The organism is Caulobacter sp. SRI_008 (genome assembly GCF_057586355.1).
This window is the reverse complement of record NZ_JBYCZS010000023.1, coordinates 36,780-63,425: the sequence shown is the minus strand read 5'-3', so window position 1 is coordinate 63,425 and position 26,646 is coordinate 36,780. Positions and strand designations below refer to the sequence as shown.

Sequence of the window (26,646 nt, the reverse complement as noted above, 5' to 3'; positions counted from 1 at the left end):
GCTACAGCTTGAATCCGCCCGCGACGATCTTGGCGTGCACCGCCTTGGTGATCTTCACATAGCCCTTGCCGGGCTCGCGGAAGTACAGCGGATCCTTGATCTTGGCCGGGTCGAAGCCTTCCTGGACCAGGTCGATCTTGCGGTACTTGAAGGTGCCGGTGGTCTCGATCTCGGGCTGCAGGCGCACGAACACCGGACGGGCGTAGGCCGGCATCTCGCGGTCGACATATTCGGCCAGGTTGTCGATCTCGAACTCGGGGCCGACGACCAGCGAAGCCATGCCGGCCTTGCCATCGAGGTCGCCCACCGGCACGCCGTAGACGTTGATCTCCTTGACGCCCGGGAAGCCCGCGAGGCGCTCGGACACCTCGCTGGTGGCGACGTTCTCGCCCTTCCAGCGGAAGGTGTCGCCGATGCGGTCGACGAAATAGATGTAGCCGTCGCTGTCCTGGCGCATCAGGTCGCCGGTGCGGAACCAGGCGTCGCCCTTTTCGAAGACGTCGTGCAGCACCTTCTTCTCGGTGGCGGCCTTGTCGGCGTAGCCGGTGAAGTTGGAGCGGGCGTCGCTGGCGATGTGACCGATGCACTCGCCGATCTCGCCGGGCTTGACCTCGACGCAGCAGCCGTTGGGGCCGCGCACCGGGGTCTCGGTCTCGACGTCGAACTTGACGATGCGGATGTTGAACTTCTTGCGCAGATAGCCCGGCACCCGGCCGATGGCGCCGCGGCGGCCGTCGAAGTTGAACAGCGAGACGTTGCCTTCGGTCGCGCCGTAGAACTCCAGCACGCCGCCGACCTTGAAGCGGTCGAGCATGTCGTCCCAGACGTCCGGGCGCAGGCCGTTGCCGAAGATCAGGCGGATCTTGTGGGCGCGCTCGTACTCGCTCTCGGGCTGGTTGGCGAGGTAGCGGCACAGCTCGCCGATATAGACGAACATGGTGCACTTCTCGGCGACGATGTCGCTCCAGAAGTGGGTGGCCGAGAACTTCTTGCGCAGCACGATGCTGCCGCCGTTCAGCAGGCCCGCGCCCATGGCGCAGAGGCCGCCGGTGGCGTGATAGAGCGGCAGGGTGACGTAGATGCGGTCGCTGGCTCGCGAGTCCGTCGAGCCGGCGAAGCCGCGCATGTAGAGCTGGGCGCGCATGTGGGTGATGCGCGCGGCCTTGGGCAGGCCGGTGGTGCCGCTGGTGAAGATGTAGAGGGCGGTGTCCTTGGCGGTCAGGCCGCCGCGAGCGGTCTCGCGGTCGGGGCGCAGCTGGCTGCAGCTCTTGAGCGCGTTGACGAGGTCGCGCTGGTCGCCGTGGACCGGGCCCAGCACCCACTGCTGGATGTGACGGCCCAGCTGGTCCTTGACCTGCTCGAAGCAGGGCGAGGTTTCCGGGTCGACGATGCAGTGCAGCGCCTGGGAAATGTTGAGGCAGTGCGCCAGCGCGGCGCCCGTCAGTTGGTTATTGATGAGAGCGGTGGCGACGCCGACCTTCGAAAGGCCGTACCAGATCGCCAGGTACTCGATGCGGTTGGGCATGAAGAGGGCCACGGTCTGGCCTCGCGTGATCCCCTGCCCCTTCGCCCAGTGGGCGTAGCGGTTGGCGATGGCGTCGAGCTCGCCATAGGTGATCGTCTTGCCCTCGAAGGTGATCGCGGGGCTGGACTTCCACTTGTCGACGGCGGCCTCGAGGTCGTCGCAGATCAGGTTGTCGCTGTCCGGCGCTATCGAGTTCACGCGCTTCAGAGTGCGAGTCAGCCCCTTGAGGAACCGCCACTCCCGCTTCAACTTGGCCTGCAGACGCATAAATTCACTCCCTTCAAACAACCATTGGAGAGCGCCGGGCTAGCGGTCAAGTCGTTGGAAGGTCTTGCGTGTGCATCTGCGAAACGCAATCGCTCGCAGCGGCGAAATCGTCTCACATGCCGTAAGGGCACTATTGAAAGGGCCGCGTGGAACTGATCCACGCGGCCCCTTTGGTCTCGGATTCGAGCTTTCCCTTAGGGTCAGCTTGAACTGTGTTTAGCCGTTGGCGGCCTTGCGCTGGTCGTCGCGGGCGGCCTTCAGCTTTTCAGCCACCAGGAAGGCCAGCTCCAGCGCCTGCTCGCCGTTGAGGCGCGGGTCGCAGTGGGTGTGGTAGCGGTCGGCGAGATCGGTCTCCGAGACGGCGCGGGCGCCGCCCAGGCATTCGGTGACGTTCTGCCCGGTCATCTCCAGGTGTACGCCGCCCGGATGGACGCCTTCCGAATGGGCCACTTCCACGAAGCTCTTCACTTCGGAGAGGATCCGGTCGAACGGCCGGGTCTTGTAGCCGGTCGAGGCCTTCAGCGTGTTGCCGTGCATCGGGTCGGTGGCCCAGACCACCGCGCGGCCGTCGGCCTTGGTGGCCTTCATCAGGCGCGGCAGACGGTCGGCGATCTTGTCCGAACCGAAACGGCCGTAGAGGGTCAGGCGGCCCGGCTCGTTGTTGGGGTTCAGCACGTCGATCAGGCGCAGGAGGTCGTCGCCTTCCATGGTCGGGCCGCACTTCAGGCCGATCGGGTTCTTCACGCCGCGCATGAACTCGATGTGGGCGCCGTCCAGCTGGCGGGTGCGCTCGCCGATCCACAGCAGGTGGGCGCTGGTGTCGTACCAGTCGCCCGAAGTGCTATCGACGCGGGTCATGGCTTCCTCGAAGCCCAGCAGCAGGGCCTCGTGGCTGGTGAAGAACTCCACGCGCTTCAGGTCGGGCTGGGTGTCGGGCGTGACGCCGACGGCCGACATGAAGGTCAGGGCCTCGGAGATCTTCTCCGACAGTTCGCGGTAGCGCGCGCCCTGCGGGCTGTCGCCGACGAAGCCCAGGGTCCAGCGGTGGATGTTGTAGAGGTCGGCATAGCCGCCGCTGGCGAAGGCGCGCAACAGGTTCAGGGTCGCCGCCGACTGGCCGTAGGCCTTCAGCAGGCGGTCCGGGTCGGGAACGCGCTCGGCCTCGTTGAAGTCCATGCCGTTGATGATGTCGCCGCGGTAGGACGGCAGGGTCACATCGTCGATCGTCTCGATCGGCTCGGAACGCGGCTTGGCGAACTGGCCGGCGATGCGGCCCACCTTCACCACCGGCTTGCCGCCGGCGAAGGTCAGCACCACCGCCATCTGCAGGATCAGGCGGAAGGTGTCGCGGATGTTGTCGGCGTGGAATTCCTTGAAGCTCTCGGCGCAGTCGCCGCCCTGCAGCAGGAAGGCCCGGCCTTCAGCCACGTCGCCCAGCAGGCTCTTCAGACGGCGCGCCTCGCCGGCGAAGACCAGCGGCGGCATCTGGCGGAGGGTCTGCTCGACCCGCTCGACAGCGCCGGCGTCCGGATAATCCGTCGGCACGTGCTTGGCGGGTTTGGCTCTCCAGGTCGCGGGGGTCCACCGGGCGGTCATGATGTTCTCAAACGTTCTAAAGGGGAGCGCTGATAGCGCACCCCGAGGGTAAAAGCAAAAATCGTGCGGCGAAGCTGTATATTTTAGCCCAGCGGGGAAATTTCAACCAACTCGTCGCTGTATTCGCTGCTCGAACGACGCAAGGCGACGCAGGCGATGATCGCCAGGGCGCCGACGGCGATCCACCACTCCTGCCAGACCCCGAAGCTGAGCGCGCCAATCACCAGATAGCTGACCAGGGCCGCGCCCGCCGTCGCCGCCGCCCCGCGGTCGGTTTCGGCCGTGCGGGCGACGCCATAGGCCAGCCAGCAGAAGAAGGCGCCGGCCAGGGCCGCGCCGATCGCGCCGAGCTCGAGCCACAGCTGAAGCTGGGCGTTGTGGGTGTGCAGCGGGATGGCGTCGCCGAAGGTGCGGCTGGCGTCCAGACCCCAGCCCCGGAACGGGTGGGACTGCACGTGGTCGGCCGCGAAGGCCCAGATGTTCAGGCGCGCGTCCCAGGACGGCGGCACCAAAGCGTGAAGCCAGGCCCAGAAGCCGCTCTGGATGGCCCAGAGCACGGCGATCGGCGCGACGATGAACGGCAAGGCCACGACGACAGTCAGCACCCGGCCGCCGATCTTGCCGCTGAACTTGATCAGCGCCCAGGCCACCAGTCCGGCCGCCAGCGCGACCAGACAGGAGTCGGCGCTCGAAAGCACCGAGGTGATGATCGTACCGGCCAGCAGCGGCAGCACGGCCCCCGCCTTGCCCCGTCGCGCCAACGCGGCTGCGGCCGGCCAGAACATCACCGCCAGCACGTAGCAGCCGATGCTGATCTTCACCTTGGCTATGTCGGGCCGCACCGGATCGCCGGTCAGCTCGCGAAACCGCTGAAAGATCGAGGCGCCGGTTATGGCGTCCAGGCCGATGACAACCGCCAGGGCCAAGACGCCGAACCCCATGACCGTCGTGGCCCGGTCGGCCGCACGGGCCGACAGGCGGAACGCCGCGGCGACCGCGGCGCCGTACAGCAGGAGTTGCAGGACGAGCTTGGCCGCCGTCAGCTTCTCGAGGTCGGCATAGGCCTTCAGCGAGCCGGGCGGCGGCGCGGCCGGGCTCCAGGTCATGCTCCACACGCCCCACAGAGCCAGCAGCAGCAAGATCAGGGCCGGCACGATCGGCGCGCGCGGGCGGCCGATCACTGGCAAGGCCAGCAGCCCGACAAGGGACAGCAGAGGCGCGAAACCGAGCTGGGCGAGATAGCCCAGCAGCGGCGTCATCACGAAGAGGAAGATCATGACGCCGCCCAGCCACGGCGTCGGCTTCTCGGTCACGGCCGTCTGGTTCATACGCCGCCCACCTCGGCCGGAACGTACTTCTCGCGCATGGTCACCAGTTCTTCGGCCAGGGTCGGGTGGACGGCGCAGGTGCTGTCCCACTGCGGCTTGGTCACGCCCATCTTCACCGCGATGGCGGCCATCTGGATGATCTCGGGCGCGTCGGGACCGACCACGTGGACGCCGACGACCTGCTCGTTGTCCTGGCGGACGACCAGCTTCATCAGGCAGCGCTCCTGGCCGCCGTAGAAGGTCAGCTTCATCGGCCGGAAGACGGCGCGATAGATGTCGACCTTGCCGAAGGCATGTCGGGCCTCGGCCTCGCTCATGCCCACAGCGCCGATCGGCGGCTGCGAGAACACGGCCGAGGCGACCAGGTCGTGATCGAAGGTGGTCGGATTGCCGTAGAACTCGGTCTGGGCGAAGGCCGCGCCCTCGCGGATGGCCACCGGCGTCAGGTTGATGCGGTCGGTGACGTCGCCGACGGCCCAGATGCTGTCGACATTGGTCTTGGAATGGGCGTCGACGGCGATCGCGCCCTTGTCGTTCAGCTTCACCCCAGCGTTCTCGAGGCCCAGGCCCTCGACATAGGGATCGCGGCCGGTGGCGAAGAGGACGACGTCGCTCTCGAAGGTCAGATTGTTGTTGAAGGTGCTGACGAGGCCCGTGTCGGTCTTCTCGATCGACTTGTGCGAGCAGCCCAGCACCACCTTGACGCCGCGCTTCTCCATCTCGTCGGCGAGATGGGCGCGGACGTCGTCGTCGAAGCCGCGCAGGATGTTGGAGCCGCGGTAGCAGAGCGTGGTCTCGACGCCGAGACCGGCATAGATGCCGGCGAACTCGACGGCGATGTAGCCGCCGCCGACCACCAGCACCCGCTTGGGCAGGGTCGGCAGGTGGAAGGCCTCGTCCGAGGTGATCCCGTGCTCGGCGCCCTCGAACTCAGGACGCACCGGACGACCGCCGGTAGCCACCAGGATCCGCCTGGCGGTGTAGCGGCCAGCGTCCTGCGAGCCCTCGCGCGGCAGCACCTCGACAGTGTGGGCGTCAAGGATGCGGGCCTTGCCATGCAGCAGGTGGGCGCCGGCCTTGCGCAGGTTGGTGACGTAGATGCCCGACAGCCGCGCGATCTCGACGTCCTTGTCGTGCAGGAAGGTCTTCCAGTCGAAGCTGGCCTGCCCGATCGTCCAGCCATAGCCCTTGGCCGTCTTCAGCTGGCTGGAGACCTCGCTGGCGTAGACCATGAACTTCTTGGGCACGCAGCCGCGCACCACGCAGGTGCCGCCGACCCGGTATTCCTCGGCGACGGCCACCTTGGCGCCCGACAGGGCCGCCAGCCGCGCGGCGCGCACGCCGCCCGAGCCGGCGCCGATGACGAAGAGGTCGAAGTCGTACTCAGCCATCATCGGCTCCGGATCAAAGCGAACTGGAAACAGCGGGATCGGGATATGGGATCAAGGCAGAAGCTTGACCACCCCTTCGTCGGTCCCGATCAGGGCCTCGTCGGCCAAGTCGAGGAACAGGCCGTGGTCGACCACGCCGGTGACGGTCTTCAGGGCCGCCGCCAGGGCCGCCGGGTCGGGGATCGCGCCCGAGGCCATGTCGTAGATCACGTTGCCGCCGTCGGTGGCGACGACGCCGCGGTCGGCCATGCGCAGGCGCGGCGGCGGCAGGTCGAACTCGGCGGCGATATCGGCCAGGCGACGCCCGGTGTGAGGATGGCCGAAGCGCACCACCTCGATCGGCAGCGGGAACTTGCCCAGGACCTTCACGTGCTTGGCGGCGTCAGCGATGACGACGCAGCGCTTGGAGGCCTCCCAGACCAGCTTCTCGCGCAGCAGGGCCGCGCCGCCGCCCTTGATCAGGGACAGGCCAGGGCCGATCTCGTCGGCGCCGTCGACGGTGAGGTCGATCGACATGACGTCGTCCAGCGTCGCCAACTGAATGCCGAGCTCGCGGGCCAGGCTGGCGGTCGCCTCCGAGGTCGGCACGCCGCGAACGTCGAGCTTGCGGGCGGCCAGGGCCTTCACGAACCAGGCGGCGGTCGAGCCGGTGCCCAGGCCCACGACCATGCCCGGCTCCACCAGCAGGGCGGCGGCTTCGCCCGAAGCCTTCTTCTGCGCGTCGGCGCTCATGCCTTCTTGTCCTTCTTGGCCTGTTTCAGGGTGCGGAACTTGGCCGCCCACCCGGTCTTGTTGGCTTGCGGCGTGCGGCTCAGCGCCAGGTCGCCGGCGGGAACGTCGGCGGTGATCACCGAGCCCGAGCCGGTCATGGCCCCGTCGCCGATGCGCACCGGCGCGACCAGGGCCGAGTTGGAGCCGATGAAGGCGCCCGCGCCGACATGGGTCTCGAACTTCTCGAAGCCGTCGTAGTTGCAGAAGATCGTGCCGGCCCCGATGTTGGCCTTCGGGCCGACCGAGCCGTCGCCCAGATAGCTCAGGTGGTTGGCCTTGGCGCCCGCGCCGACCTTGACCTTCTTGACCTCGACGAAGTTGCCGATGTGGGCCTCGGGACCGATCTCGGCCCCCGGACGCAGGCGGGCGTAAGGGCCGATCAGGGCGCCCTCCCCGACCGACGCGCCTTCCAGGTGGCTGAAGGCCTTGATCACTGCGCCGGAAGCGACGCTGACGCCCGCGCCGAACACCACGAACTGCTCGACCGTGACGCCGGCCGCGATCGTCGTGTCCCACGACAGGTGGACGGTCTCGGGCGCGGGCATGGTCACGCCCTCGGCCATCAGGACGGCGCGGCGGCCGGCCTGCCAGACGGCCTCGGCGGCGGCCAGCTCGGCCTGGGAATTGACGCCCTGCACGGCGGCCTCGGGCGCGAAGGCGGCGCGAGTGGCCAGCTTGCGATCGTGGGCGATGCCGACGATGTCGGTCAGATAGTATTCGCCCTTGGCGTTGTCATTGCCGACGGCGGCCAGCAGGTCGAACAGCTGGGCGCGGTCGGCGGCCAGCACGCCGGAATTGCAGTGCTTGAGCGCCAGCACGGCCGGCTCGGCGTCCTTGGCCTCGACGATGCGCAGCAGCACGTGGCCGGGCGCCAGCACCAGGCGGCCGTAGGCGCCGGGATCGGCGGCCTCAAAGCCCAGCACGGCGACGTCGGTCCCGGCGGCGCGCAGGTCGAACAGCGGCGCGATCACCGGAGCGTTGAGCAGCGGGCAGTCGGCATAGGTGACGACCACGTCGCCGTCGAAGTCGGCCAGGGCGTCCTTGGCGGCCAGCACGGCGTGGCCCGTGCCCAGCGGCGGGTCCTGCACGACGGTGGCGTTCGGACCCAGGCGCTTCCTGGCGTGCTCGCCGACCTGCGGGCTGTGCGCGCCCACGACCACCACGATGCGCTCGCAGCCCAGGGCCTGCGCGGCGTCGATGGCGTGGTCGAGCATCGGCCGGCCGCCGACCTTGTGCAGCACCTTGGGCGTCGGCGACTTCATCCGGGTGCCCTGGCCGGCGGCCAGGATCACCGCCGCGCGCGGACGGCCACTGCCGTGGGATGAGGTGGTCGTAGTCATGACCAGAGCGACTCCGAAGCGAACCAAAGTTGCATTAGCCGCGCCTTTAGCCGAAAGGCCAGAGCATGTCTCTTCCGCACGCCCACGAAACCGCCCTTCGGGACGCCACCATCGCCTTCGACCTCGACGGCACACTGGTCGACACCGCGCCGGACCTGGTGGGCGCGCTGAACACTATACTCGCCGAGGAGGGCCTGCCCGCCCTGCCCTTTGACGACGTGCGCAAGATGGTCGGTCGTGGGGCCAAGGCGCTGCTGGAGCGCGGCTTCGCCGCCGCCGGCGCGCCGCTGGACGCCGAGCGCGCGCCCCGGCTGGTCGAGCGCTTCATCGCCATCTATCTGGGCCGCATCGCCCACGAGAGCGCGCCGTTCGAGGGCGTGGTCGAGGTGCTTGCCGACCTGAAGGCCGCCGGCGCGCGCCTCGTCGTCTGCACCAACAAGCTGACCCACCTGTCGGTCGCCCTGCTGGACGCCGTCGACCTGACCCGATTCTTCGACGCCGTGGTCGGCGCCGACGACGCCCCCGCGCCCAAGCCCGACCCGCGTCACGTGCTGGCGGCCATCGCCGCGGTCGGCGGCGATCCCACCCGGGCGGTGATGGTCGGCGACAGCATCAACGACGTCCTGAGCGCCAAGGCCGCGAACGTGCCGGCCCTGCTGGTCTCGTTCGGCTACACCGAGGCCCCGGTCGAGACGCTCGGCGGAGATCTGTTGATAGATCGCTTTTCCGAGGTCCCCGAGGCGGCAATCTCGCTTTTGGGCTCTTGCGGCGCGGAAAAGAGCGGTCTATAGCCCCCTTCCTCTCGCGGCGGGGACTTCTTCGGAAGGCCCAGCCCACCCGGCGGATGCTTAGCTCAGCGGGAGAGCACCTCGTTCACACCGAGGGGGTCGCAGGTTCAATCCCTGCAGCATCCACCATTTCCCTTCCTAAAATCCGATGCGGTAGCGAGCGCCGGCCGGCCATTCGGCCAGCCCTGCGTAAGATGCTCCGCACGGCTTCAACGCGTCCTCTGCCAGCGCGCTGAACGGAACCCGAGGACGGCGGCCTGGCCGCGCCCTCGCATGGATGGGCGCCCGCACCGCCCTGACGCGGCCCGCATATTAGTTTGTCGTTCGGCGCGATAAGTTTCGCGCACGACCAGGGTCCTCACCGGCCCGCCCCGTTGCTTCGCCCGCGCCTTCCGCGCCTACTCGCGAAAAATACGAGGGTTGGAAGTGTCCAGGTCAATTGCCGCGACGGCGCCGCGCGCCTCGGTTTCCACGCGCTCGCCGACGCAGAAGCCCCCTCGCCCGCAAGCCGCGCGCCCGGCGTCCGCTTGGACGCTGATGCTGACCTCGGCCGCCTTCTGGTTCGAGGGCCATCCGGTCGGCTGACCTCTCGCCATAGACCACGACGTGAAACGGCCGGAGACGCTCTCCGGCCGTTTCCGCTCATCGCTACATCTTCAGCCCCGCGCCGATCGTGAAGTAGCGGCCCATGACGTCGTCGCCGATGGCGTAGCCGTCGCGCAGGCCCGCCCGCGTACCGTTGAGGGCGTAGGCCCCGGGCGGCGGATCTGCGTCGAACAGGTTCTGGACGTTGAAGAAGAAGTCCGTCCGCCCCGCCCGGGTGTCGGCCTGATAGGTCAGGGTCAGGCTGGTGGTGGCGAAGGACGCGATCTTGTTGTTCGCCCAGATCTGCGACGGGTCGCCGCCCAGCTTCATGTCGTCACGCCAGCGCTGCATGACGTCGACCGTCAGGTTCTCCAGCGGCTGGAAGCGGGCCAGCGCCGTCAGGCGCAGCGACGGGCCGGCGGCAGCTCCCAGCGGACCGAAGGCGACGCCGCCCTGGTCGGTGGTCGTGACCCCCGGCTGGCGGTAGTAGACGTGCGGCTGGAAGGCCGCCAGGAACCGCAGCGAGGCGGGCCGCTCGAAGGCCGTCGTGGCGTAGTTGACCTCCAGGTCCGCGCCCCAGGTCTCGACCTGGGCGATGTTGTAGTACTTGGTGTACCAGCGCTGCACGACGTTGGAGGCGCTCTTGTCGGCATAGCCGTTGAGGCGGTCCTGCAAGGCGCAGAACGGCGAGGTCCCGCCGCTATCGTAGCAGGCGCGCTGATAGGCGGCCGTGGCGCCGTTCACCTGGGTGACCGCGTCCTTGACGGTGATGTGGTAGGCGTCCAGCGCCACCGAAAAGCGCGGGATCGGGCTCCAGACCACGCCGAGCGTGGCGGTGTCGCCGATCTCGGCCTTGAGGTCGGGGTTGGAGAGATCGACCGAGGCCACGGTCGGGCTGAGGGTCGTCAGCAGATCCTGGGTGCTGACCGGCACCGAATTGACCGGGGCGAACAGCTCGTAGAGCGTCGGCGCGCGGATGTCGCGCGAGCGGGTGCCGCGCAGGCGCACGGTGTCGTTCAGACGCCAGTCGAGGCCCAGCTTCCAGGTCCAGTAGTCGCCGCTGGTGTCGTAGCTGGTGAAGCGGGCCGCGCCGTTGATGCTGAGCGCGCGCATCAGGGGCAGGTCCTTGACCAACGGCACGTCGGCTTCGAGCGCGGCCTCCTTGACGGTCTGGCTGACCTTGGGGCTGCTGGCGAAGGTCTGGGTCCACAGGGCCGAACCGGCGGTGCAGTTGTAGCGGATGCCCGTGCAGTTCACGACGTCGGATGGCAGAGCGTCGCTGGAGGACTCGAAGCTCAGCTTGCGCCACTCGCCCGACAAAGCCAGGCCCACGGGGCCGGCCCAGGTGCTGAACGGCGAGCCGTCGATATGGCCCGACACCGAGTCCATCACCGTGCGGGCCGTGTAGTGGGTCTCCTGGAAGACGTAGTCGATGGCCTCGGCGCTGGCGGCGGTGGGGCCGAAGACGTTCAGCGGCGCGCAGCCCTGGGCCAGGCTCGGATTGGTCAGGGCGATGTTGCAGACGATCTTGCCGCTGGACGGATCGACGACGGCGTCGAGGGCGGCGGCCAGGCGCTGGTTGTTGAGGTTGTTGGCCAGGGTCGTGCCCAGGCGCGTCTGGCCGTGGGTGAAGTCGACGCCCCACTTGTAGTCGCCGAGCGAACCGTTCAGCCCGCCCATGTAGATCCACTGCCGTGACTTCGAGCGCGCCTCCAGCCGCCCGCCGCTGCTCATCAGTTCGCTGAGCCGGAAGGTCGACTGGTTCGCGCCGGCCAGCTGCGCCTGGTAGGTCGGCGCCAGGAAGGCGTTGGTCGAGCTGAGCGTGACGTTGGTAAGCCGGACGTAGTCGGAATAGTTGGCGTTGGTCTTGAGGTTGCCGCCGACCTGCAGATAGCCGTGGATGGTGTCGGTGAGGTCGTAGTCGACGCGGCCGAACAGCTGGTGGCCCTTCATCGGCGCCAGCAGCGAGGAGTCGTAATAGCCGCCGTCGCCGCCGACCTGGAGGGCCGACGAACCGGTTGCCGTGCCCGGAACGAAGGCCCGCAGGGTTCCGTTCGTGGCGAAGGTCTGGCCCGACAGCGCGCCGCTGGTGATCAGGCCGCCGAACGGAAAGCCGGCCTGGCGCAGGTCGCTGTAGAGCACATAGGGATTGGCCGCCGTGCCGGCCCCGGCCACGCCCCAGACGTTCATCCAGTCGCGGTCGGAGCGGTAGGCGATACCCTTCTCGTCGCGATACTCGTAGCTGGCCTCCACATGGCCGCGGCCGCCGGCGAAGCGGGTTCCGGCGGCGAGGCCGACATCGACCTTCTCGCCGTCGCCCTGCTGGGAGATCCCGGTCTGGGCCAACATCTTCAGGCCCTCGAACTTCTTGTCGACGATGTAGTTCACGACGCCGGTGACGGCGTCGGAGCCATAGACCGCAGAGACGCCGCCGGTGACGGTGTCGACACGCTGGACCAGCATCTGCGGGATCAGATCCACATCGACGACGCCGTTCAGCAAGGTCGGCGGCACGCGCAGGCCGTCCAGCAGGATCAGGGTGCGATTGGCGCCGATGTTGCGCAGGTTCAGCTGGTTGGCCGAGGCGTTGCCGGCCCCGACGCTGCCGGTCGAGGTGGGATTGACCCCCGCCCCGCGCGAGCCGGCGAACACCGGCAGGACGTTCAGAGCCTCGGCCAGACTTCCGGGCGCGGCGCGCAGCACGTCGTCGGTCTGGACGACGGTGACGGGCGACGGGCTGGCGTCGCCGTTGCGGATCACGCGCGAGCCGGTGACGACCACGGCGTCGACCGTGGTCTCGACGGTGTCGCCGGCGGGCGGGGTTTCTGGCGGATTGGTCTGGGCGAAGGCCGAGGTGGCGAGCGCGAGCGCGCTGGCCCCGGCCAGAAAGACGGCGGTCCTTCCGAGGTTCTTCATCGTTCCCTCCACGCCGTATCCGCTGCCCGGTCGGCCTGTTCTTATGGTTCGCCGCGTTCATTGACGCAGCGTCAGGAGGATGACGCGCCTTCGCCTCGCCCGATGATTGCTTTACCGGACAGGCCTATTCATTTTTCGCCGCCGCGACCGGCCGGAATCTCAAGAAATATTTTGTGACGACTTCACAACGACGAACGCTGGCGCGTCCGGACCGCGAGGTCCAGACGCGCCGGCGTCGAAGAAACCGAGATGATCTGGATCAGGCGCCGAGGCTGGCGGTGAGGTCGTCGAACAGTTCGTCGACCGACAGCTTGCGCGGGATGATCTTCTGGTCGAAGGCCCAGTCGATGGCCAGCTGCAGGCCCTTGCGGTTGGCCTCCAGGCCGAACGGCGGATAGACGGCCGGCGGGCCGCCCTCGGTCAGGGCGCGGCTCTCGACGATCATCCGGTAGATCTCGCGGACCACGTCAGGACGCTGCCTGGCGACATCCTCGTGGACCACGAAGATGTGGTTGATCGGCACGACCTGCTCGCGCTCGAACCAGGCCTTGGCGGCGTTGAACGGGTCCGGCACCAGGTACTGCACGCGCGGATCCTTGGGAAGGTCGACGCCTTGCAGGGTGGCGGCCAACTGCCCGTCCAGCATCATCTGGCCGATGTCCGAGCCCTTGGGCAGGCGCACGCAGTTGGCCGGATCGCTGTATTCCTCCAGGTGGCCGTCGCCGGTGGTGCGCCAGGTGACCTTGTCGAGATCGACGCCGTATTCGTGCTGGAGCACGCCGCGGATCCACAGGCCCGTGGTCTGGGCGTAGGTGCGCACGCCCACTTCCCTGCCCTCGATGTCCTTGGGGTCGAGGTGGCCGAGCTCCTTGTTGAAGCCGGCGCAGTGGTGCTGGAAGCGGCCCGAGATCGGGGCCGGCAGCAGCACGTAGGGCTTCCCGTAGCACTTGGCCTGCAGGTAGGTGACGATCGCCAGTTCGCCGGCGTCGTACTGGTTGCGGCGGACCATGTCCTTGAAGCCGTTGTGGGCCTGTTCGGGGCCGCAGAAGTCCAGGGTGACGATGTCGGACGTCACCCGGCCGTCCTTCATGGCCTTGGTCACCGGATAGTCGGCCAGGTTGGTCTTCAGAGTCAGCACTTCGGCCGCAACGTCGCTCATGACGCGGTCCCTCCCGGTTCGTTCTTAGAGTTTGACTTCGATCAGCACCGGGCCCGCCTCGCGGGTGGAGTTGATCATGGCCTGGGTGAAGTCTTCCGCCGTCTCGACGCTGACCGCCGGCACGCCCATGCTCTTGGCCATGGCGACCCAGTCGATGGTAGGGTTGCCGATGTCGATCATCGACAGGGCGCGCGGCCCCGGCGCGGCGCCCGCGCCCATGTTCGAATATTCGGCCTTGAGGATGGCGTAGCTGTTGTTGGCGAAGATGATCGTCGTCACCGGCAGGCCTTCGCGGGCCTGGGTCCACAGCGACTGGATCGTGTACATGGCGCTGCCGTCGCCCACCATGCAGAAGGTCCGGCGATCCGGACAGGCCATGGCCGCCCCCGTCGCCACCGGCGTGCCGTAGCCGATCGAGCCGCCCATGTTCTGGATGGTGTCGTGCGGCCGCGCCCCGGCGGTCAGGCCCATCGACTCCCGGCCGGTGGTCAGGGACTCGTCCACGAGGATGCAGTTCTCGGGCATGGCGTAGCTGAGGGCATGGGCGATGCTGACGGGGTTCAGCGCGCCCTGCGGGGCCGCCTGCTCCGAGCGCGCCTGCAGCACGGGATCGGCCTTCAGCGCGCCGAGAGCCTCGGCCAGCATTTCAAGCCCGAGGACGCTGTCCTCGTCCTTGGCGACCAGCTCGTGCACCTGGCAGCCGGCGGGCTTCAGCACGCTGGGCTTGTCGGGATAGCTGAAGAAGGCGATCGGCTCGTCGGTCTCGACCGTGACGATGTGCTTGAAGGCGCTGAGGAAGGCCACGGCCTGGTTGACGGCATAGGGAATGCGCTCCAGCGGCGTGCGGCCAGCGCCTCGCTCGATGCGGACGCTGAAGAACTGGGTGGCGATGCGGCAGCCGGTATTGGCGGCGACACGGCCGGCGAGGTCCAGCGACTTCCCGCGCATGGACTTGCCGCCGAAGATGATCAGGGTCGGCTCGCCCGAGCGCAGGACCTTGGCGATGTGCTCGACCTTGTCGGCCGGCGGCGCGCGGCGGGTCGGCTCGCGCTTGGGGAGCTGGGGCACATCGCCCGCCTCGCCCCAGCTGGCGTCGCCGGGCAGGATCAGGGCCGAGACCAGGCCTTCATTGGCCTTGGCGACGGCGGCGGCGGTATCGGTGGCGATGGACTCCGAGCTGTCGGTCGTGCGCACCCAGTGGCACAGCGGCCGGGCCAGCCCCTGGATGTCGGAAGTCAGGGGCGCGTCGTACTTCAGGTGCGAGGCGGCGTGCTCGCCGATGATGTTGACCATGCCGACGCCGGCGCGCTTGGCGTTGTGGATGTTGGCCAGGCCGTTGGCGAGGCCCGGCCCCAGGTGCAGCAGGGTGGAAGCCGGCTTGTCCTTCATCCGGGCCCAGCCGTCGGCGGCGCCGGTGGCCACGCCTTCGAACAGGCAAAGGACGCTGCGGATGCGGGGATTTTCCAGCGCCGCCAGGAAGTGCATTTCCGAGGTGCCGGGATTGGCGAAGCAGACCTCGACGCCCTGGTCGGCCAGCGTGTTCACAAGGCTTTCGGCGCCGTTCATGGTCACTCCCCGTTCCCCGGCGATTACGCGGCCGGGTGTTGTTCGATCATGGGAAGTTGAGACCACGGCGGAGGGGGCGGCCTCCAATCCAATCGGGCCGGAAAGCGATAGATTTCCGGCCCTTGGGATGTTTTCCGGACGTCAGTAGCCGGCCAGTTCCTTGCCCTTGCCGACCACGCCGTAGGAGCGCTGCGGGGCGGCCATCAGCCAGCGATAGCCTTCCGACAGCAGGCGCTCGAGATTGCCGGCGTTGGTGTGCGGGTTGCCGACCGGCACGCCGTGGCGCACGCAGGTCTCGGCAACCTTCTTCATGGCGTCGCGCACGTCGGGATGGTCGTACTGGCGCGGGAAGCCCATCTCCTGGGAAAGGTCGCCCTCCCCGATCAGCACGAAGCCGATGCCGGGCACCTCTTTCAGGATCTCGTCGAGGTTTTCGACGCCCTTGACGCTCTCGATCATCAGCCCGACCAGCAGCTCGCCCTGCGGGGCCAGCGGCCAGACGTCGGCCTTGGCGTAGTAGTCGGCCATCGACAGGCCCCAGTAGCGGGCGGCGGTGGCGGGACCATCGCCGCGCACGCCGCGCGGCTCGTACAGCGGGGCGTTCCTGGGGCGGGCGTAGCGGCACGAGGCGACGGCGTTGTAGGCCTGGGCCACGTCGTTGATATGCGGCCAGATCACGCCGTAGACGCCGCGGTCGAGCGCCTGCTTGGCGTAGGCCTGGTTCATCTCGACGCCGTTGGCCGGCACGCGGACGATCGGGGTGACCTGCGGGGCCAGGGTGGGCGCCGAATGGATCTGCTTGCGATTCAGCAGGTACTGCAGGGAATCGCCGAGGGCGGCCATGTCCCACGGATTGTGCTCCATCTCGAACACCAGGCCGTCATAGGGCGAGTCCGAGAGGTCGATGGCGCTCTGCTTGTCGGCCTTGGCGAAGCAGGTGAAGGCGGGCTTGCCGGCTTCCCAGGCGCGGATGACGCCGTTCAGGCGGGTGTCGGTCATGGTTCTTCCCCGTGGTTTCTGTCCGACTGAGCTAGACCCGCGCGGCCGTCTCGCCCTGATCGATGAACCTTCCCCGCCGATAGAAAAAGCGCGCGGGAGCCGGTCAAGCCCCCGCGCGCGAGTCGTCCTCATGCGCTTCGAGAAGAGGATCGGGAGAGATCAGGCGGAGACGGCGGCCTCCTCGGGATTCCAGTACATGAAGCCCATGCCCTCGCCGGTGCCGGCGGCGGTGCGCCAGCAGGGCACGTAGTCGACCAGGGTCATCTTCGCGCCGGTCTGCTGCAGGGCCATCATGACGATGCTGTAGATCTTCACCTCGGAAGTGCCCGACTGGTAGTAGCCGTCGGGGATCGCGGCGAGGCCGTCGTAGTCGTAGGCCGCCAGCTTGCCCATGACGTCGCGGTCGAACTCCTCGTCGTTGACGAAGTGCGACAGCCCGCCCGAAGCGATGATCGCCACGCGCACGTCGGCCGGCCAGGCCTCGATCGCCTCGCGCAGCACGCGGCCGAACTCGATGCAGCGGCTCATCGACGGCTGGGTCGGCGGATAGAACAGGTTGAACAGCACCGGCACGTGCGGCGGCGGCTGGTCGCCCATGATCTGGTGATAGACGAAGCTGTAGGCGTGCGGCACCACCGGATAGTCCGGCTTCATGCCCTGGCGCTGCTCCATCCAGACGTTGTCGGGCCAGGCCTGCAGGTCGTTGAGGTCGAAGCCCTCCTTCTGGAAGGCCTTGATCAGATAGGTCGCCAGCTCGGGATAGGCCTTGTGCACCACGTGGTGGTCGGGCGCGTAGACGGGGCGCTGGGGCGGGCCGTTGTGGACGTCTTCGCCGGTGTAGATGGTGATCGACGGCGACTGGTCGGGCCAGATCTCCTTCTGGTCCTTGCCCAGCACGATGGCGACATCGATCTTGGCCCGACCATAGGCCTGCGCCATCTTGTCGAGCGCGGCGCGGCAGCGGCCGGCGCGCTCGGTGCGCTCCTCGATCGTCAGGAACGGTTCGAAGGCGGCCTCGCGGTGGGCTTCCAGTTCGGGATAGGTCCAGGTGCGGTTGCGGAACCACAGCTCGGGGTTCTTGCGGTCCCGCTCGCCGTTGGTCAGCCAGTCCTCGGGGGCCTGCCCCAGCATGCCGCTGTGCGGCACAGCCATGCCAAATACGATCTTGGCCATACGCGTCTCCTTGATCGGCGAGGCCTAGGGCTCGCGCCCCAGACTCGCCAATTCGTTTCAGGCCCGGCGTGATCGCTTCACGCCGGGATATTCGGATCAGACCACCACGCCCTCGGGCACTTTCGGGGCCCAGTCGCGGCGCAGGACGAACAGGGTCGTCAGGGCGCCCAGCAGCAGGAAGGCGAAGATCACGTACATCGGCACGGCGTAGCCGCCGCTGACGTCGAGCAGCCAGCCCGACAGGATCGGCGCGACCATGCCGGCGAGGCTGACGGCGACCTGCTGGATGCCCGTGACCACGCCGACGGCGGGCTTGGGGATCAGGGTCAGGCGGCAGAGGGCCAGGTTGTTGGCGGTGGCCAGACCGAGGCCCGACAGCGAGAACACGTTCCAGAACAGGGCCAGGGCCGTGTTCTCGGTCTTGGCGCCCAGGATCACCGTCGAAGCGACCAGGAAGCCGGCGACCACGAAGCTCTTGCGCACCACCACGGCGTCGCCGCCCCGGGCAATCAACTTGTCGGCCGTCCAGCCGGCGACCAGCGCCACGATGGCGATGCCGGCGAAACTGAAGAAGGAATAGAGCCCCATCTTCTCCAGCGTCAGGCCGCGATGCTCGACCAAATAGGCCGGCATCCAGGTCATGCAGTAGAAGGTGAAGTAGTTGTAGCAGAAGTTGACCACCAGCGTGCCCCAGACGAGCGGGCTGGCCAGGATGTTCTTCAGCGGCACGGCCGAGGCCTTGGCCCGCACGGCGACCATGTCGCTCTTGGCCGGCAGGTCGTTCTTGACCCCGAACAGCCACGGCACGAGCCACAACAGGCCGACCGCGCCGGTGATCACGAACATGGCGCGCCAGTCGTAGGCGACGATCAGCCAGGCGGCGACCGGCGCGCCGATGGCCGGGCCGAACTTGTTGCCCAGCATGTAGAGGCCCACGGCCGTGCCGCTCTGCCCCTCATGGAAGTTGTTGCGGATCCAGCGGTAGCTAGCCGGAACTACCACCGCCTCGGCAGCGCCGACGATCAGGCGCATGACGATCAGGGCCGCCAGGGTGGTCGTCAGGCCGGTCAGGGCCGAAGCGAGGCACCAGAGCACGAAGCAGATCGTGTAGGGCACCTTCACGCCGTAGCGGTCGACCACCCACCCCATCGGGATCTGCAGGGCCGCGTACGACCAGAAGAACGCCGAGTTGATCCAGCCCCGGTCGAGGTTGGAGAGATGGAAGTGCGCCTTGAACGACGGCACCGCCAGGGCCGACGAGATGCTGGTGCGGTCGACGAAGGCGATCAGCGCTCCGGCGGCCAGCAGCGCGAGGATCGCCCACCGCTTCCAGGCGGCGTTCTCGACCGCCTTGGTGGCGGCATGGGCGGCCGTCGCGGCCGGATCGATGCTGGCCATGTTTTCCTCCCGAGCATTTGTCATCTTATGCGCCCAGCTTCGGATACAGCGTCTGGGCGGTTTTGCCGAAGACCCATTCCTGGTCGGCCGGCGAAAGCGTGGCCAGGCGCTGGCGGGCGGTGTCGAGGATCTCCGACAGCGTCCCCGGCGAGGTCGGGAAATTGGAGCCCCAGGCCAGGCGGTTCGCGCCGAACACTTTGACCAGCTTGGGGAACCAGGTCTCCGGCGTGGCCGAGCCCTTGGTGCTGTCGCCCATGATCCGCGGGGTGAGCTTCATGTAGATCGACGGCAGGTCGGCCAGGTCGAACAGGCTCTGGGCGGCCGCATAGGGAGGGCCGTCGGCGACCTCCGGGCGGCCCAGGTGGTCGAGGATGATCGGCACGTTCGGAAAGCGCTCGGCCAAGGCCCGCACCTGCGGCAGGCCGACGGGACCGGTCTGGATGCACATGGTCAGGCCCAGCTCACCGAGCAGCTCCCAGGCCGGATAGGCGCTTTCGTCCTCCAGTTCGGTGGGGTCGAAATCCTTGGTGCTGCCGCCGGTGAAGATGCGCAGGCCGGCCAGGCCCTTGTCGGTCCAGGCCTTGATAGTCTCGACAGCGTCAGGCGCACGCACGTCGACCGAGCCGACGGCGATCAGCCGGTCCGCGTACCGATTGCAGGCGTCGACGACGTAGCTGTTGTCGAAGCCGTAGGTGGTGGAGGAGTGCACGACGGCCGCCTTGGCCACGCCCGCCTCGTCCATGGCCGCGATCAGGGTCTCGACGACGCAGGGCCGCTCCTGCGACCAGTCCGAGCGCTTGCCGAACAGCGGCGCCGGCGGATAACGGCCCTCGTCATCCGAAATCACGTGCGGATGGATGTCGATCACCGAGGACATAAGCGCTCCCTAGACTGGCCTCCGGCGGGTTGTTCGCCGCCGTTGTTTCGAGGGCCATGGAACGCGAGATCGCAGGCTGGGAGCAGTCGAAGCTATGCGGCGAGGTATAAGTTTCGGGCCGCTCCGAAAGCCCGTCGGAACGACAAAGGGCGCGGCGCGGATCGCCCGCACCGCGCCCTCCTAGCGCCTTGATATCTTAGCCTATTTGCCCTGCGCCTTCAGGTGGGCGTCGAGACGCGGATAGACCCGACGGGCGTTGCCTTCGTAGATGTTGAAGCGGTCCTCGTCGGTCAGGCCCACGCAGGCGTCGACATAGCGCTTGGTGTCGTCGAAGTAGTGGCCGGTGTCTGGATCCTTGCCGCGGACAGCGCCGATCATCTCCGAACCGAACAGCACGTTCTTCGATGGGATGACCTTGGTCAGCAGGTCGACCCCCGGGTGGTGGTAGACGCAGCTGTCGAAGAAGATGTTGTCCAGCAGGCCTTCCAGCGGCCGGTTGGCCATCTCCAGCGACATGCCGCGATAGCGACCCCAGTGATAGGGCACCGCGCCGCCGCCGTGCGGGATCACCAGGCGCAGGGTCGGGAAATCCTTGAAGAGGTCGCTCTGCAGGATCTGCATGAACACCGAGGTGTCGGCGTTCAGGTAGTGGGCGCCGGTGCCGTGGAAGTTCGGATTGCACGAGGCGGCCACGTGCACCATGGCCGGCACGTCCAGATCGCACAGGGCCTCGAACAGCGGATACCACTCGCGGTCGGTCAGCGGCTTGCCGGTCCAATAGCCGCCGGTCGGGTCAGGGTTCACGTTGGCGCCGACAAAGCCCAGTTCCTCGACGCAGCGGCGCAGTTCGGGGATCGAATTGGCCGGCGGCGCGCCGGGCGACTGCGGCAGCTGACAGACCGGTACGAAGTTGTCCGGATAGATCTCGGTCACCCGCTTGACCAGGTTGTTGGAGACCTCGGCCCATTGCAGGCTGGTGCGCTCATTGCCGAGATGGTGGCTCATCAGGCCGGCGATCGGCGAGAACAGGGTGACGTCGCTGCCCCGCTCCTGCTGCAGCTTCAGCTGGCCGTTGCCGACGCCTTCGCGGATCTCGTCGTCGCTGACGTGAGCCTCGGAGACGGGCGGCGCGGTGGACGGGCTGTCAGCGGCGTCGACCTGGCGCTGGCGCCAGTCGCGGAACGACTTCGGAACGGTGGTGAAGTGGCCGTGGCAATCGATGATCATGGTCGTGTCTTCCCCAACGCTCACTGCTTGTCCGGATCGACGAACAGGTCGTCGATGCTCATCCGCTTGGGGGTGAGCCCCTGGGCGAAGGCGGTGCGCTCGAGCGCCTCGATGGTCGGACGATTGGCCTCGATGCCGTAGGGCAGCGGGTCGGGACCAACGATTTCGGTCAGCTTGACGTATTTCTTCTCGGTGGCGTTCTGCGGGCCGTCGGCGCGCACGCGCTCCAGCCACTCGTCCTTGGCCTGCTTGAAGGCCTTGTACAGCGACTGGGCCACCCACGGATGCTCTTCCAGCACCGAGTCCTTGACCACGATGGTGCCGTGCATCGGATAGACGCCGGTGCGGTGGAAGTAGTCGGCCTCCAGCTCGGCGGCGTTGGGCAGCAGGTCCGGATAGTCGGCCTCGACCTCCTGCCAGCCGCCGGTCGGGGCGCCGGTGCGACCGATGCCGGCCGCGCCTTCGACGCCGGCCGACAGCTCGCCGTCGGCCATCATGTCGGCCAGCGGGCGGGTGGCGTGGATGACGTTCCCCGGCAGCTTCAGCTCACGGACGTGCTCCTCGTCGTCGACCACCCAGGTGACCTTCGAGGGATCCAGGCCGCAGTCGTCCATCAGGGCCTGGCGCAGCCAGACGCCGGTGGTGACGGAGTAGGCGCGCACCCCGACCTTCTTGCCTTCCAGGTCCTTGGCCGTGACGATGCCGGCGTCGGGGCGGATCAGCATCCCCGAGTGGTGGAAGCGGCGGACCACGAAGATCGGCAGCGCCTTGAACGGCGCGCCATAGGCCCGCGCGATGATGTAGGTCGTGGGCGCGATCTCGCAGACGTCGAACTCGACGTCGCGCACCATCCGCCGGAACGCCCCGATCTGCGGCTTGACGGTGATGATCTCGGCCTCGACGCCCTCGATGGGGATCGAGCCGTCGCGGATGGCCGACGTGTGCGGATGTTCCGCCACGGCGATCTTAAGGGGCACCTTCTTCCCGGCCAAAGTTCCTCTCCTTGGATCTGTCTGTATCCGGGGAATGGCCGGCGGTCATCGGACCAGGCGTCGTCCCCGTTCGCACCGACAGAGGCGTTGACGCTCGAACGATCGCAACCGACGCACCGCGAAACCTTCAGGGCGCGCTCCATTTCCTATCGGCGGCGTGCGAGGCCCGCGATAGGTTCGGCGCGACGGGTGATAAGTTTTGCGCCGCACGGCATCATAGATCGTGCGTCTGAAGACGGGTTTCTTATCACCCCAGAGCTCCACATCGGCGCAAACGCACGCGTTTCGACCGCAACCAAACGCTCTGGCCAAGAGCCCGGAATGATTGCGAAATTTCCGATGTTTTTCGCTGTTTTCGCTCGTGAGATGGAGGTCTTCAAAGGCGTCATCGCGGCCGGATCGGCGCCCAAACCGACCGTATTCGACCCCTTCCCGCCCGACTTGCACCCCGATTGATTCCTGTTACCCGTTGGCGATCGGAGGAAGAAAAATGATCGACATGGATCCTGAACACAGGGCCGCGTCGCTGAGCTTTCGCCAGCTGAAGCTGTTCGAAAGCGTCGGGCGGCTTTGCAGCGTCCGCAGGGCTTCGGAGGAGTGCAATCTCTCCCAGCCCGCCGTGACCCAGGCCCTGGCCAAGCTGGAACAGCAGATCGGCGCCGTCCTCTTGGAGCGCCGCGCCAGCGGCAGCTACCTCAACGAGCTGGGCGAGATCTTCCACCGCCGCACCACCCGCCTGTTCGAGCAGTTCGAGCAGGCGCTGACGATCCTGGGCGTGCCGGAAGACACCGCGCCGGTGATCGCCAAGCGCATTTCCCGCTCCCAGGCCCGCAGCCTGATCGCCATCGTCGAGAGCGGCTCCTTCGCCCAGGCGGCGCAGTCTCTGGAGCTGTCGCAGGCCTCGCTGCAACGGGCGGCGCGCGACCTGGAGGGCAACCTCAAGAAGTCGATCTACTACCGCACCGCCGCCGGCGTGATGGTGACGCCGGCCGGGGTGGAGTTCGGCCGTCGGATCAAGCTGGCCACCCAGGAGATCGAGTGGGGCATCCAGGAGATCGAGGCCGCGCGCGGCAGCGTCGCCAGCCAGATCGCCATCGGGGCCATGCCGTTCGGCGGCAGCATGCTGCTGGCCTCGGTGCTCGACGCCTTCGTGCAGGCCAACCCCAAGGTCGACGTCAAGATCGTCAACGAAAGCGCTTCGGAGATGCTGAAGCGCTTGAGGGACGGCGAGGTCGATTTCGTCATCGGCCTGGTGCAGGAGACCACGGCCGACGACCTGGTCAACGAGGCCCTGGCCCGCACGCCCTACACCGTCGTCGCCCGCCGCGGCCACAAGCTGGCGCGGCAGGGCGAGATCCGGCTCGAGGACCTGCTGCAATACGACTGGGTGGTTGGCACGCCCGGCTCCAGCCGCCGGGCCTGTTTCGAGCGGATGTTCGAGGGCGGCCCCGGGCCCAAGACCTCGATCGCCACCAGCGCCCTGCCGATCGTCCGCCACCTCTTGCTACGCAGCGACCGCCTGGCGCTGATGACCTCGTACGAGGTGATGCACGAAAGCGACCTGACCGCCCTGCCCTTCGGCCCCGCCGGACCGGCGCCGGCCATCGGGGTGACCATGCGGGCCGGCTGGCTGCCGACGGCCCTGCACCAGGAGTTCATCGACCTGCTGCGCCGCCACACCGCCGACACCACGACCCCGACCCTGGTGCGGCACGCCGGCTGACGGTCCTTCCGCCCCTTTCGTCGCCAGCTTGACTGAAGGCGGCTAGCATCGACGACCGCACAGGTAATCCGGGACACTTCGAACATGCCCATCCAGACCGTGGAACTCGAAACGGCCGACGGCCCGCACCCAGCCTTCCTCCACACGCCCGCCGGCGAAGGCCCTTGGCCCGGGGTGTTCCTCCACGTGGGCGAGCCGGACGGCGCGCCCCGAGCGCAGGAGATCGCCGAACGACTGGCGTCGTCCGGATATGCGGTGCTGACGCCGGAACCGGCGACGAACGCCGCCCAACCGTTCGTGTGGTCCAGCCCCGCCGCGTTGCAAAGTCAGGGCGGCGCTTGGCTTGGCCAGCTCTACAACGCGGCGATGATCGGCGTCGGGCTGCTGAACAACGTCTTGGATCCGTCTACCGGGGAGGTTCCCTTCCTGCACCTGAAGGACGGCAAGGCCGCCGTCCATGGCGCGGGCGACCAGACGACCCGCCTGCAAGAGGCGCTGGTGGAAGCCGGCGTCGAACTGCGGGTCGACCCCTGATCCCGAAAAGCGCGCCGGTTCGCAAAGCCCGGCGCGACCCGCCCCGTTAAAGCCGGACGAAGGAAAAGCATGACCGGTTCCCCACATCGCACGCCGACCCGCCGAGCGGTCGGCGCCGGCGCCCTGTCGCTGCTGACGGCCGGGGCCGCGCGCGCCGCGCCGCCGACCGAGACGCTGGTCTATGTCGGGACCCAGGCCAACGAGGCCGGCCAGGGCGTGGTCGCCGCGCGGCTGGATGCGAAGACCGGCCGACTGACGCCACTCGGCGTCGTGGCCGAGATCGCCCGCCCGACCTGGGTGCTGGCCCATCCCTCGCGTCCGTTGCTCTACGCCGTCAGCGAGACCGGCGCCGCCGACGGCCAGGTGCAGGGCAAGGTCCACGCCCTGCGCGCCGATCCGGCCACGGGTCGGCTGAACCCGATCTCGGCGGTGGACTCAGGCGGCGGCGGGCCGACCCACCTGGCGCTCGATGCGGCGGCCAAGGGTCTGCTGGTCGCCAACTACGCCTCGGGCCATGTCGCCGCCCTGCCCGTCCGCCCCGATGGCGGGCTGGAGCCGCCGGCCTCGGCGCAGGCCGACCAGGGCTCCGGCCCTTCGCCGCGCCAGAAGGGTCCGCACGCCCACGGCTCGGTCGTCGATCCGTCGGGCCGCTTCGCGCTGGTCGCCGACCTCGGGGCCGACCGGGTGTTCATCTATCCCTACGACCGTCGCGCTCGGCGGCTGGGACCGGCGAGCACGGGCAGCCTCGCCCTGCCGCCAGGCTCGGGACCGCGTCACCTGGCCTTCCATCCGGGCGGCCGCTTCGTGTTCCTGATCAGCGAACTGGTCCCGCAACTTCGCACCTACGCCTGGGACGCTCACAAGGGCCGCCTGACGCCGACGCATGCGACGCCGCCGCTGTCCGAAACCCCGAAGGCCAGCGGGGCCGAGATCGCCGTCAGCCGCGACGGCCGCTTCGTCTACGCCTCGGTGCGGGTGGAGAACGTCATCGTCGCCTTCGCCGTCGATCCGCGCACCGGCGCCCTGACCGAGATCCAGCGCATCGCTTCGGGCGGCCAGACGCCGTGGAGCTTCGGAATCGACCAGACCGGCCGCTGGCTGTTGGCGGCCAATCAGGGCTCGAATACGGTGACCGTCCTGGCGCGAGACCCGGCCTCAGGTCTTCTCGCCCCCACCGACCAGTCCCTGCCGGTCGGCAAGCCCACCAGCCTCGCGTTCCTGGCCGCCCGCTAGGTCGCGCCCATCGACGGACATCCTGTGAAAGCTTCCCCTAACCGCAAGATCGGCCCGTTCGAGGTCGCCCCGATCGGCCTGGGCTGCATGAACCTCAGCCACGCCTACGGCGCGCCGCCGCCAGCCGAGGATGGCGAGCGGCTGCTGAACCGGGCGCTGGACCTGGGCGTCACCCTGCTGGACACCGCCGCCCTCTACGGCGGCGGGAACAACGAGAAGCTGGTCGGCCGCGCGGTCGGCCATCGCCGGGACGAATACGTGCTGGCCAGCAAGTGCGTGCTCGACATGGACGGCGCCAGACGGGTGCTGGACGGCTCGCCCGAGGCGATCACCGCCAGCCTGGACCGTTCGCTGCAACGGCTGGGCGTCGATCACATCGACCTCTTCTACCTGCACCGCCTGGATCGGAACGTGCCGATCGAGGCCTCGGTCGGCGCCCTGTCGCGCGCGGTCGAGGCCGGCAAGATCCGGGCGATCGGCCTGTCGGAGATGTCGGCCGCCACGCTGGAGCGGGCCCACGCCGTCCATCCGGTCGCCGCCATGCAGAGCGAGTATTCGCCGATGGTGCGCAATCCCGAGGTGGCGGTGCTGGAGGCCTGCAAGCGCCTCGGCGTCGCCTTCGTGGCCTTCTCGCCGGTCGCGCGCGGCTTGCTAGCCGGCGGCGTGACCAGCGCGGCCTACGCCAAGGGCGACATCCGCGCCTGGATGCCGCGCTTCGTCGAACCGAACCTGGCCCACAACCTGGGCGCCGTGAGGGCCTTCGACGCCCTGGCGACGGAGCTCGGCCTGACGCCGGCCCAGCTGTCGCTGGCCTGGACCCTGGCGCGCGGCGAGCATGTCGTGCCGATCCCCGGGACCACGAGCGTGGCGCACCTGGAGGAGAACCTGAGCGCGGCGGACGTGACGCTTTCGGCCGATGTGGTCGCGCGCATCGACGCCCTGTTCGCCGGCGACGCCGTGCATGGCCCGCGCTATCCGGCCGAGGCCCAGGCGCAGATCGACACCGAGCTGCTGCCGGACGAGGTGCTGGCTTAGCTTTTACCGACAGTCCCCCGCGAAGGCGGGGGTCCAAGCAGGCTCTCAGGACGACCTGCAGACGCCTTGCCGCTCATGGACTCGGCTTGGATCCCCGCCTTCGCGGGGATGCTCGGCGGTTGGTGGAAGCCGAATGAGAAAAGGGCGAAGCCGCGATGGCTTCGCCCTTTCTGCATTCTCGAAAAAGCGGCCGGAAGCGCCCAGGCGCCTCCGGCGAGGCCTT

Annotated in this window: 20 protein-coding genes and 1 tRNA gene; 6 read left to right on the top strand and 15 right to left on the bottom strand. The window is 68.2% G+C overall.

Annotated elements, in window-relative coordinates; translation table 11 throughout:
- Nucleotide 1: 1 nt before the first annotated feature.
- From AC2YHT_RS19395 to glmU, 6 genes are all read right to left on the bottom strand, one after another.
- A complete protein-coding gene (locus AC2YHT_RS19395) occupies nucleotides 2-1,792 on the bottom strand; it encodes a long-chain-acyl-CoA synthetase (RefSeq protein WP_487291552.1) in 1,791 nt (596 codons plus the stop codon).
- Nucleotides 1,793-2,008: 216 nt separating this feature from the next.
- Nucleotides 2,009-3,388 carry a class II 3-deoxy-7-phosphoheptulonate synthase gene (locus tag AC2YHT_RS19390; protein ID WP_487291551.1) on the bottom strand — a complete coding sequence of 460 codons (1,380 nt, stop codon included), beginning with the start codon at nucleotides 3,386-3,388 and terminating at the stop codon, nucleotides 2,009-2,011.
- An 83-nt stretch (nucleotides 3,389-3,471) separates the two neighbouring features.
- Entirely contained in the window at nucleotides 3,472-4,716 is a 1,245-nt protein-coding gene (locus tag AC2YHT_RS19385) for an O-antigen ligase family protein (RefSeq protein WP_487291550.1), read from the bottom strand.
- Nucleotides 4,713-6,107 carry a glutathione-disulfide reductase gene (gene gor / locus AC2YHT_RS19380; protein WP_487291549.1) on the bottom strand — a complete coding sequence of 465 codons (1,395 nt, stop codon included), beginning with the start codon at nucleotides 6,105-6,107 and terminating at the stop codon, nucleotides 4,713-4,715. Before gor ends, AC2YHT_RS19385 begins: the two co-directional genes overlap by 4 nt.
- A gap of 51 nt (nucleotides 6,108-6,158) precedes the next feature.
- On the bottom strand, nucleotides 6,159-6,839 hold the full coding sequence (gene rpiA, locus AC2YHT_RS19375) for a ribose-5-phosphate isomerase RpiA (RefSeq protein WP_487291548.1): 681 nt from the start codon (nucleotides 6,837-6,839) through the stop codon (nucleotides 6,159-6,161).
- Complete coding sequence (glmU, locus tag AC2YHT_RS19370) at nucleotides 6,836-8,218, bottom strand: bifunctional UDP-N-acetylglucosamine diphosphorylase/glucosamine-1-phosphate N-acetyltransferase GlmU (RefSeq protein ID WP_487291547.1); 1,383 nt, start codon at nucleotides 8,216-8,218, stop codon at nucleotides 6,836-6,838. The genes rpiA and glmU overlap by 4 nt, the downstream gene beginning before the upstream one ends.
- 65 nt (nucleotides 8,219-8,283) lie before the next feature.
- Here glmU and gph point away from each other — a divergent pair, with 65 nt between their 5' ends.
- Together gph and AC2YHT_RS19360 are read left to right on the top strand one after the other, a co-directional pair.
- Nucleotides 8,284-9,009: a phosphoglycolate phosphatase gene (gene gph / locus AC2YHT_RS19365; RefSeq protein ID WP_487291546.1), complete on the top strand. Its 726-nt coding sequence runs from the start codon at nucleotides 8,284-8,286 to the stop codon at nucleotides 9,007-9,009.
- 51 nt (nucleotides 9,010-9,060) lie between these two features.
- Nucleotides 9,061-9,135 (top strand) — tRNA-Val (locus AC2YHT_RS19360).
- 519 nt (nucleotides 9,136-9,654) lie between these two features.
- Here AC2YHT_RS19360 and AC2YHT_RS19355 read toward each other — a convergent pair.
- From AC2YHT_RS19355 to AC2YHT_RS19315, 9 genes are all read right to left on the bottom strand, one after another.
- Complete coding sequence (locus AC2YHT_RS19355) at nucleotides 9,655-12,507, bottom strand: TonB-dependent receptor plug domain-containing protein (RefSeq protein ID WP_487291545.1); 2,853 nt, start codon at nucleotides 12,505-12,507, stop codon at nucleotides 9,655-9,657.
- A 259-nt stretch (nucleotides 12,508-12,766) separates the two neighbouring features.
- Nucleotides 12,767-13,666 (bottom strand): substrate-binding domain-containing protein, encoded by a 900-nt coding sequence (locus AC2YHT_RS19350; protein ID WP_487291544.1) that lies wholly within the window; start codon nucleotides 13,664-13,666, stop codon nucleotides 12,767-12,769.
- A 24-nt stretch (nucleotides 13,667-13,690) separates the two neighbouring features.
- A complete protein-coding gene (locus AC2YHT_RS19345) occupies nucleotides 13,691-15,232 on the bottom strand; it encodes an acetolactate synthase large subunit (protein ID WP_487291543.1) in 1,542 nt (513 codons plus the stop codon).
- A gap of 141 nt (nucleotides 15,233-15,373) precedes the next feature.
- Complete coding sequence (locus AC2YHT_RS19340) at nucleotides 15,374-16,231, bottom strand: HpcH/HpaI aldolase family protein (RefSeq protein WP_487291542.1); 858 nt, start codon at nucleotides 16,229-16,231, stop codon at nucleotides 15,374-15,376.
- A 159-nt stretch (nucleotides 16,232-16,390) separates the two neighbouring features.
- The gene (locus tag AC2YHT_RS19335; protein WP_487291541.1) at nucleotides 16,391-17,404 is read right to left on the bottom strand and encodes a DODA-type extradiol aromatic ring-opening family dioxygenase; all 1,014 of its coding nucleotides are present in this window, start codon (nucleotides 17,402-17,404) and stop codon (nucleotides 16,391-16,393) included.
- 96 nt (nucleotides 17,405-17,500) lie between these two features.
- A complete protein-coding gene (locus tag AC2YHT_RS19330) occupies nucleotides 17,501-18,802 on the bottom strand; it encodes an MFS transporter (RefSeq protein ID WP_487291540.1) in 1,302 nt (433 codons plus the stop codon).
- A gap of 25 nt (nucleotides 18,803-18,827) precedes the next feature.
- Nucleotides 18,828-19,679 (bottom strand): amidohydrolase family protein, encoded by an 852-nt coding sequence (locus tag AC2YHT_RS19325; protein WP_487291539.1) that lies wholly within the window; start codon nucleotides 19,677-19,679, stop codon nucleotides 18,828-18,830.
- 201 nt (nucleotides 19,680-19,880) lie between these two features.
- Entirely contained in the window at nucleotides 19,881-20,906 is a 1,026-nt protein-coding gene (locus tag AC2YHT_RS19320) for an amidohydrolase family protein (RefSeq protein WP_110118528.1), read from the bottom strand.
- A gap of 20 nt (nucleotides 20,907-20,926) precedes the next feature.
- Nucleotides 20,927-21,898, bottom strand: a complete 972-nt coding sequence (locus AC2YHT_RS19315) for an ABC transporter substrate-binding protein (RefSeq protein WP_487291538.1) — start codon at nucleotides 21,896-21,898, stop codon at nucleotides 20,927-20,929.
- A 490-nt stretch (nucleotides 21,899-22,388) separates the two neighbouring features.
- Between AC2YHT_RS19315 and AC2YHT_RS19310 the strand changes: the two genes are divergently transcribed.
- The 4 genes from AC2YHT_RS19310 (at nucleotide 22,389) to AC2YHT_RS19295 (ending at nucleotide 26,423) form a co-directional block, all read left to right on the top strand.
- The gene (locus tag AC2YHT_RS19310; protein WP_487291537.1) at nucleotides 22,389-23,621 is read left to right on the top strand and encodes a LysR family transcriptional regulator; all 1,233 of its coding nucleotides are present in this window, start codon (nucleotides 22,389-22,391) and stop codon (nucleotides 23,619-23,621) included.
- Between the two features lie 84 nt (nucleotides 23,622-23,705).
- On the top strand, nucleotides 23,706-24,155 hold the full coding sequence (locus tag AC2YHT_RS19305) for a dienelactone hydrolase family protein (protein WP_487291536.1): 450 nt from the start codon (nucleotides 23,706-23,708) through the stop codon (nucleotides 24,153-24,155).
- Nucleotides 24,156-24,224: 69 nt separating this feature from the next.
- Nucleotides 24,225-25,388, top strand: a complete 1,164-nt coding sequence (locus AC2YHT_RS19300) for a lactonase family protein (protein WP_487291535.1) — start codon at nucleotides 24,225-24,227, stop codon at nucleotides 25,386-25,388.
- 24 nt (nucleotides 25,389-25,412) lie between these two features.
- Complete coding sequence (locus AC2YHT_RS19295; RefSeq protein WP_487291534.1) at nucleotides 25,413-26,423, top strand: aldo/keto reductase; 1,011 nt, start codon at nucleotides 25,413-25,415, stop codon at nucleotides 26,421-26,423.
- The last annotated feature ends 223 nt before the right edge of the window (nucleotides 26,424-26,646 follow it).

Coding starts and splice junctions, on each gene's coding strand:
- AC2YHT_RS19340 (WP_487291542.1), bottom strand. CDS start 16,231: ATGACCGACACCCGCCTGAACGGCGTCATCCGCGCCTGGGAAGCCGGC.
- AC2YHT_RS19335 (WP_487291541.1), bottom strand. CDS start 17,404: ATGGCCAAGATCGTATTTGGCATGGCTGTGCCGCACAGCGGCATGCTG.
- glmU (WP_487291547.1), bottom strand. CDS start 8,218: ATGACTACGACCACCTCATCCCACGGCAGTGGCCGTCCGCGCGCGGCG.
- AC2YHT_RS19350 (WP_487291544.1), bottom strand. CDS start 13,666: ATGAGCGACGTTGCGGCCGAAGTGCTGACTCTGAAGACCAACCTGGCC.
- gor (WP_487291549.1), bottom strand. CDS start 6,107: ATGGCTGAGTACGACTTCGACCTCTTCGTCATCGGCGCCGGCTCGGGC.
- AC2YHT_RS19385 (WP_487291550.1), bottom strand. CDS start 4,716: ATGAACCAGACGGCCGTGACCGAGAAGCCGACGCCGTGGCTGGGCGGC.
- AC2YHT_RS19325 (WP_487291539.1), bottom strand. CDS start 19,679: ATGTCCTCGGTGATCGACATCCATCCGCACGTGATTTCGGATGACGAG.
- AC2YHT_RS19305 (WP_487291536.1), top strand. CDS start 23,706: ATGCCCATCCAGACCGTGGAACTCGAAACGGCCGACGGCCCGCACCCA.
- AC2YHT_RS19310 (WP_487291537.1), top strand. CDS start 22,389: ATGATCGACATGGATCCTGAACACAGGGCCGCGTCGCTGAGCTTTCGC.
- AC2YHT_RS19330 (WP_487291540.1), bottom strand. CDS start 18,802: ATGGCCAGCATCGATCCGGCCGCGACGGCCGCCCATGCCGCCACCAAG.
- rpiA (WP_487291548.1), bottom strand. CDS start 6,839: ATGAGCGCCGACGCGCAGAAGAAGGCTTCGGGCGAAGCCGCCGCCCTG.
- AC2YHT_RS19390 (WP_487291551.1), bottom strand. CDS start 3,388: ATGACCGCCCGGTGGACCCCCGCGACCTGGAGAGCCAAACCCGCCAAG.
- AC2YHT_RS19355 (WP_487291545.1), bottom strand. CDS start 12,507: ATGAAGAACCTCGGAAGGACCGCCGTCTTTCTGGCCGGGGCCAGCGCG.
- AC2YHT_RS19345 (WP_487291543.1), bottom strand. CDS start 15,232: ATGAACGGCGCCGAAAGCCTTGTGAACACGCTGGCCGACCAGGGCGTC.
- AC2YHT_RS19300 (WP_487291535.1), top strand. CDS start 24,225: ATGACCGGTTCCCCACATCGCACGCCGACCCGCCGAGCGGTCGGCGCC.
- AC2YHT_RS19395 (WP_487291552.1), bottom strand. CDS start 1,792: ATGCGTCTGCAGGCCAAGTTGAAGCGGGAGTGGCGGTTCCTCAAGGGG.
- AC2YHT_RS19320 (WP_110118528.1), bottom strand. CDS start 20,906: ATGATCATCGATTGCCACGGCCACTTCACCACCGTTCCGAAGTCGTTC.
- gph (WP_487291546.1), top strand. CDS start 8,284: ATGTCTCTTCCGCACGCCCACGAAACCGCCCTTCGGGACGCCACCATC.